This window comes from Blastococcus saxobsidens (assembly GCF_002938435.1).
Lineage (GTDB): Bacteria > Actinomycetota > Actinomycetes > Mycobacteriales > Geodermatophilaceae > Blastococcus > Blastococcus saxobsidens.
This window is the reverse complement of record NZ_POQT01000069.1, coordinates 1-5,193: the sequence shown is the minus strand read 5'-3', so window position 1 is coordinate 5,193 and position 5,193 is coordinate 1. Positions and strand designations below refer to the sequence as shown.

Genomic DNA, 5,193 nt, shown 5'->3' with positions numbered 1-5,193 from the left:
CGACGGCGACCGCCCCGCCCTCGGCCAGCCGGCGCAGCCGCGGCGAGGCCCAGCCGGCGGGCCAGCAGCACGCGGCGAGCACCGGCAGCCCGACGGCGAGGGCCAGCCCGGCGAACCCGGCCCAGCGGGCGGCCGGCAGCAGTGCGGCGACCACCGGATCGCTGGCGTCCCCGTCGGCCCCGGCGCCGGCGGCCAGGAGCTCGGCGTCCCCGACGGCGAAGGAGAAGGCCCCGGCCACGGGGTGGGAGTCGGCCGAGATCACCCGGTAGGTCACCAGGTAGCCACCGTCGGGCAGGTCCCCGCGCAGGGGGATGGTGAGCGTGCCGCCGTCGACCGACGCCGCTCCGGCGTCGACCCGCTCCTGGTCGGCGCTGAGCACCCGGGCGTAGCCGGCACCCAGCGAGACGCCCTCGCTGAACCGCAGGGTCACCTCCGCCGGGGCGGTGTCCAGCCGTGCCCCCTCCCCCGGATCGGTCGAGACCAGCGTCGCGTGCGCGGCGGCCGGCCCGGCGATGACGACGCCGACGCCGAGCCAGCCGATGACCAGGAGGACCAGGAGGAGGACCGCACGCCTCACGCCGGCACCCGGCGTCCCGGCACCGCCACCGGCTGCCGCCCGCGCCGGCCGCGCCACGCGACGACCGCCACCAGCAGCACCCCGGCCAGCAGCAGCAGGTGCGCCACCGCACGGTCGGCGTGCACCTGCCCGGCGCCGAGGTCGGCCAGCGTGATCGGCAGCAGGAACGCGGTGAAGGAGCCGAGGAAGGGCAGGGCGCCGGCGGCGAGCCGGGGGCCGAGCGCCACGGCGAGGAAGGCCGCGGCCACCCCGAGGTTCCAGGCGCCCGTCTCGTGGGCCATGTGCACCGGGGCGCTCATCGCGCCGGCGCCGGACACCAGCACCGGCCAGGCCAGGGCCGCCTGGGCGGCGCCGACCACGACCAGCAGCAGCCGCAGCGCGGTCTCCGTCAGCCGCGCCTGGGCCGCCTGCCGGGCCCCGGGCAGCTCCCGGGGCAGCGCGCCCAGGACCGCGGCGGTCAGGTCCGGCACCGCCGGGGCCGCGGCCAGCCGGGCACGCCGGGTCACCTGTTCGGCCGCGCCGGTCCAGGCCCGGCAGGACGGGCACCCGGCCAGGTGCTCGTCGAGCTCGCGGACCGGCATCCCGAGCGGCTCGCCGTCGAGGCGCGCGGAGACCGCCTCGCGGTAGGGAAGGCAGGACATGTCCTCTTGGTCGTCCACCACCCAGGGAGAAGTTCCCGAGGCGTACGTCACACGTGCGGGAAGGGGTCGCCGTGGCAGCCGTCCGGCACGGGAGGATGGGTGCGTGGACGACCTGGCACGCACCGCCGCGGACGCCGCCGACGGCGATCCGCTGGCCGCGGCCACGTTCGTGCGGGAGACGCAGTCCGACGTCTGGCGGCTGTGCGCCGCCTTGGGCGACCGGGACTCGGCCGACGACCTCACCCAGGAGACCTACCTGCGGGCCTTCGCCGCCCTGCACCGCTTCGAGGGCCGGTCCTCGGTGCGCACCTGGCTGCTGGCGATCGCCCGGCGGGTCTGCGCCGACGCGGTCCGCTCCCGCCGCCGTCGCCGGCTCACCCTCGTGCACGAGACCGCCGACCTGGAGCTGCTGGCGGCGGACCGCCCCGCGGACGCCGTCGGCGAGGGCGTCGCGGTCACCGACCTGCTCGCCCGGCTGGATGCCGACCGCCGCGAGGCGTTCGTGCTGACCCAGCTGCTGGGGCTCTCCTACGCGGAGGCCGCCGAGGTCGCCGACTGCCCGGTGGGCACCATCCGGTCGCGGGTGGCCCGCGCCCGCGCGAACCTGGTCTCGTCCCTCTCCGGAGTGGGCGACGACGCCGCGCGGGGCGACGCCGCCCACAGCTGACTCACGACATCCGGTGCCCGCCTCCCGGACACCTATGCTCCCGGACGGTCGTGCGTCAGGTCCCGGCGCCGGCGGCCGTGCCGATCCCGAGACGGAGCCCCCGCGTGCCCTTCAGCCTGACGCCCAAGGACTCGAGCTTCTACCCGCTGTTCACCGCGTCCGCGCAGAACCTGGTGGCCGCCACCGAGGTGCTGGACGAGTTCATCCACGACCACGCCCGCCGTCGCGAGCTCGCCGTGCAGCTCCGGGACCTCGAGCACGCGGCTGACCAGACGACGCACGCGATCTTCCGCCGGCTCAACACCAGCTTCGTCACGCCGTTCGACCGCGAGGACATCTACAACCTCGCCAGCGACCTGGACGACGTCATGGACTTCGTCGAGGCCGCCGCGGACCTGGTGATCCTCACCGGCCTGGGCACCCTGCCGGCCGAGATGAGCCAGCAGGTCTCGCTGCTGCAGCGCTGCGCGCAGACGACGGCCGAGGCCATGCCCCGGCTGAAGAGCCTCAAGGACCTCTCCGACTACTGGATCGAGGTCAACCGGCTGGAGAACGAGGCGGACAAGCTCTACCGCCGGCTGCTCTCCCGGCTCTACAGCGGCGAGTTCGACGCGCTGGAGATCCTCAAGCTCAAGGAGGTCGCCGACCAGCTCGAGGAGGCCGCCGACGCCTTCGAGCACGTGGCCAACGTGGTCGAGACGATCTCCGTCAAGGAGTCCTGACCCCGCATGGACGCGGCCTTCATCGGTCTCGTCGTCATCGTCCTGGTGGCCCTGGCGTTCGACTACACCAACGGCTTCCACGACGCGGCCAACTCCATCGCCGTCGCCGTCTCCACCAAGGCACTGACCCCGCGGGTGGCGCTCGCGCTCGCGGCGGTCATGAACCTGATCGGCGCCCTGCTCTCCACCGAGGTCGCCAAGACCGTGGGGGCCGGGATCATCGATCCTCCCGAGGGCGGCAACGGTCTGGAGATCGTCTTCGCGGCCCTCATCGGCGCCATCACCTGGAACATGATCACGTGGTGGTACGGCCTGCCGTCCTCCTCCTCCCATGCGCTGATCGGCGGCCTGGTGGGCGCGGCGCTCGCGGCCGCCCACTCGGTGCAGTGGATGGGCGTGTTCGAGAAGGTCATCGTCCCGATGATCGTCTCGCCGCTGGTCGGCTTCGGGCTCGGCTACCTGTTCATGCTGGCCATCCTGTGGACCTTCCGGCGGGCGCACGTGTCCAAGGCCAACCGCGGCTTCCGGTACGCCCAGATCGTGAGCTCGGCGACCATGGCGCTGGGGCACGGCATGCAGGACGCGCAGAAGACGATGGGCATCATCACGCTGGCGCTGTTCACCGCCGGGGAGATCGACACGTTCGAGGTCCCGTTCTGGGTGGTCCTGGCCGCGGCCGCGGCCATCAGCGCGGGCACCTACGCCGGCGGTTTCCGGATCATCCGCACGATGGGGCGGCGCATCATCCAGCTCACGCCTGCCGGGGGCTTCGCCGCGCAGACGGTCGCCTCCAGCGTGATGGTGACCACGGCGACGGTGTTCGCCGTGCCCATCTCCACGACGCACATCACCACCACCTCGATCATGGGCGTCGGCTCCACCCGCCGGCTCTCGGCGGTCCGGTGGGGCGTGGCGGGCAACATCGTCGCCGCGTGGGTGGTCACGCTGCCGGCCGCCGCCGCCGTCGCGGCGATCGCCTACTTCGTCACCGACGCCGTCGTCTGACGCGTCCGCACCCCCGCCGCACGGGTCTCCTCTCCGCGGTGAGGGCCGTCCCCCCGGGACGCGTCCCACTGTCTGGACACCCGCATTGACGCCTAAGTGCACCGATCTGGTAGACATTGACCCGTGACGCGACCGACGATGCTGCTCCTGGTGAGCCGCCTGCACGTCGATCTGCTGCGCGTCTGCACCGCCGCCTGTCGAGGCTGCTGATTCCCGCGCCGTCCCGGCGCCCCCCGTCTCACCTCCCCTTCGCACGTCTGCGTGCGCCGCTGCGCGCCGCACTCCATGAGACCCGGAGTCAGTACCCGTGAAGACCCTGATCCTGCTCGCCCTCGCCGGCCTGGGCGCCCAGCTCGTCGACGGCAGCCTCGGCATGGCCTACGGCGTCACCTCGACGACGCTGCTGCTGGCGATCGGCACCAACCCGGCCGCCGCCTCGGCCACCATCCACCTGGCCGAGATCGGCACGACGCTGGCCTCGGGCCTGTCGCACTGGAAGTTCGGCAACGTGGACTGGAAGGTCGTCGCCAAGGTCGGCCTGCCCGGCGCGATCGGCGCCTTCGCCGGAGCCCACTTCCTGTCCGCCCTGTCCACCGAGTTCGCCGCCCCGGTCATGTCGTTGATCCTGGTGTCGCTGGGCGCGTACATCCTGGTGCGCTTCACCCTGCGGGGCATCGACCGGCGCAACGTGGGCAAGCCGATCCGCAAGCGCTTCCTCGGCCCGCTGGGTCTGGTCGCCGGATTCGTCGACGCCACCGGTGGCGGCGGATGGGGCCCGGTCGGCACGCCGGCACTGCTGGCCAGCGGCCGGATGGAGCCCCGCAAGGTCATCGGCTCGATCGACACCTCCGAGTTCCTCGTCGCACTGGCCGCCAGCCTCGGCTTCCTGCTGGCGCTCGGCTCGCAGGGCATCGACGCCGCATGGGTCGTCGCGCTCCTGATCGGTGGCCTGATCGCCGCTCCCATCGCCGCATGGCTGGTGCGCCACATCCCGCCGCGGCTGCTCGGCTCGCTCGTCGGCGGCATGATCGTGCTGACCAACGTCCGCACGCTGCTGCGCAGCGACTGGCTCGACGCCTCGGACGGCGTCCGCTACGCCGCCTACGCCGTCCTCGCGCTCGTGTGGGTCGCGGCCGTCGTCCACTCCTACCGCGAGTACCGCAGGGACCGGGCCACGGAGTCCGCGGACGCCGTCACCGCCGTCGCCGAGCGCAACGTCGTCGCCGATGCGGCCGACCTCCCCGTTACCGGGGTGAAGCCGGTCGGCGCCGGCCGGCCCCGCGACCCGCGCGACTGACCTGCACGTCGAGGAAGGGCCCCGTCCGGCGCATCACCGGGCGGGGCCCTTCCTCGACGTCCCTCACCACCGCCGGTCCTGGCTCACCACCGCGGGTCCTGGCTCACCACCGCGGGTCCTGGCTCACCGTCGACCGTGAGCCAGGACCCGCGATGACCAGGATGCTCCTATGGATGGTCAAGCTGCTGATGCGAGGTTTTCGGCGGGTTGGGTTGGGCGGAGGACGTAGTAGAGCTCGCGGGCGATCATGCGCTTGAGGCAGCGGATGATGTCTTTCTTGGACA

6 protein-coding genes are annotated in these 5,193 nt (G+C 73.2%); 4 read left to right on the top strand and 2 right to left on the bottom strand.

The features are described 5' to 3' along the window. Positions 1–577 (bottom strand): copper resistance CopC family protein (locus C5507_RS21790; protein ID WP_170107072.1); only part of this gene is annotated, 577 nt, incomplete at its 3' end. Continuing rightward, positions 574–1,218: a zf-HC2 domain-containing protein gene (locus C5507_RS21785; RefSeq protein ID WP_104530574.1), complete on the bottom strand. Its 645-nt coding sequence runs from the start codon at positions 1,216–1,218 to the stop codon at positions 574–576. The genes C5507_RS21790 and C5507_RS21785, both read right to left, overlap by 4 nt. Before the next feature lie 103 nt (positions 1,219–1,321). Here C5507_RS21785 and C5507_RS21780 point away from each other — a divergent pair, with 103 nt between their 5' ends. The 4 genes from C5507_RS21780 to C5507_RS21765 all read left to right on the top strand — a co-directional run bounded on the left by C5507_RS21780 (position 1,322) and on the right by C5507_RS21765 (position 4,909). Beyond that, positions 1,322–1,885 (top strand): sigma-70 family RNA polymerase sigma factor, encoded by a 564-nt coding sequence (locus C5507_RS21780; protein ID WP_207225623.1) that lies wholly within the window; start codon positions 1,322–1,324, stop codon positions 1,883–1,885. 104 nt (positions 1,886–1,989) lie between these two features. Then, positions 1,990–2,607: a DUF47 domain-containing protein gene (locus C5507_RS21775; protein WP_104530572.1), complete on the top strand. Its 618-nt coding sequence runs from the start codon at positions 1,990–1,992 to the stop codon at positions 2,605–2,607. A gap of 6 nt (positions 2,608–2,613) precedes the next feature. Beyond that, the gene (locus C5507_RS21770) at positions 2,614–3,612 is read left to right on the top strand and encodes an inorganic phosphate transporter (RefSeq protein ID WP_104530571.1); all 999 of its coding nucleotides are present in this window, start codon (positions 2,614–2,616) and stop codon (positions 3,610–3,612) included. Between the two features lie 307 nt (positions 3,613–3,919). Continuing rightward, a complete protein-coding gene (locus tag C5507_RS21765) occupies positions 3,920–4,909 on the top strand; it encodes a sulfite exporter TauE/SafE family protein (protein ID WP_104530570.1) in 990 nt (329 codons plus the stop codon). Positions 4,910–5,193: the final 284 nt, after the last annotated feature.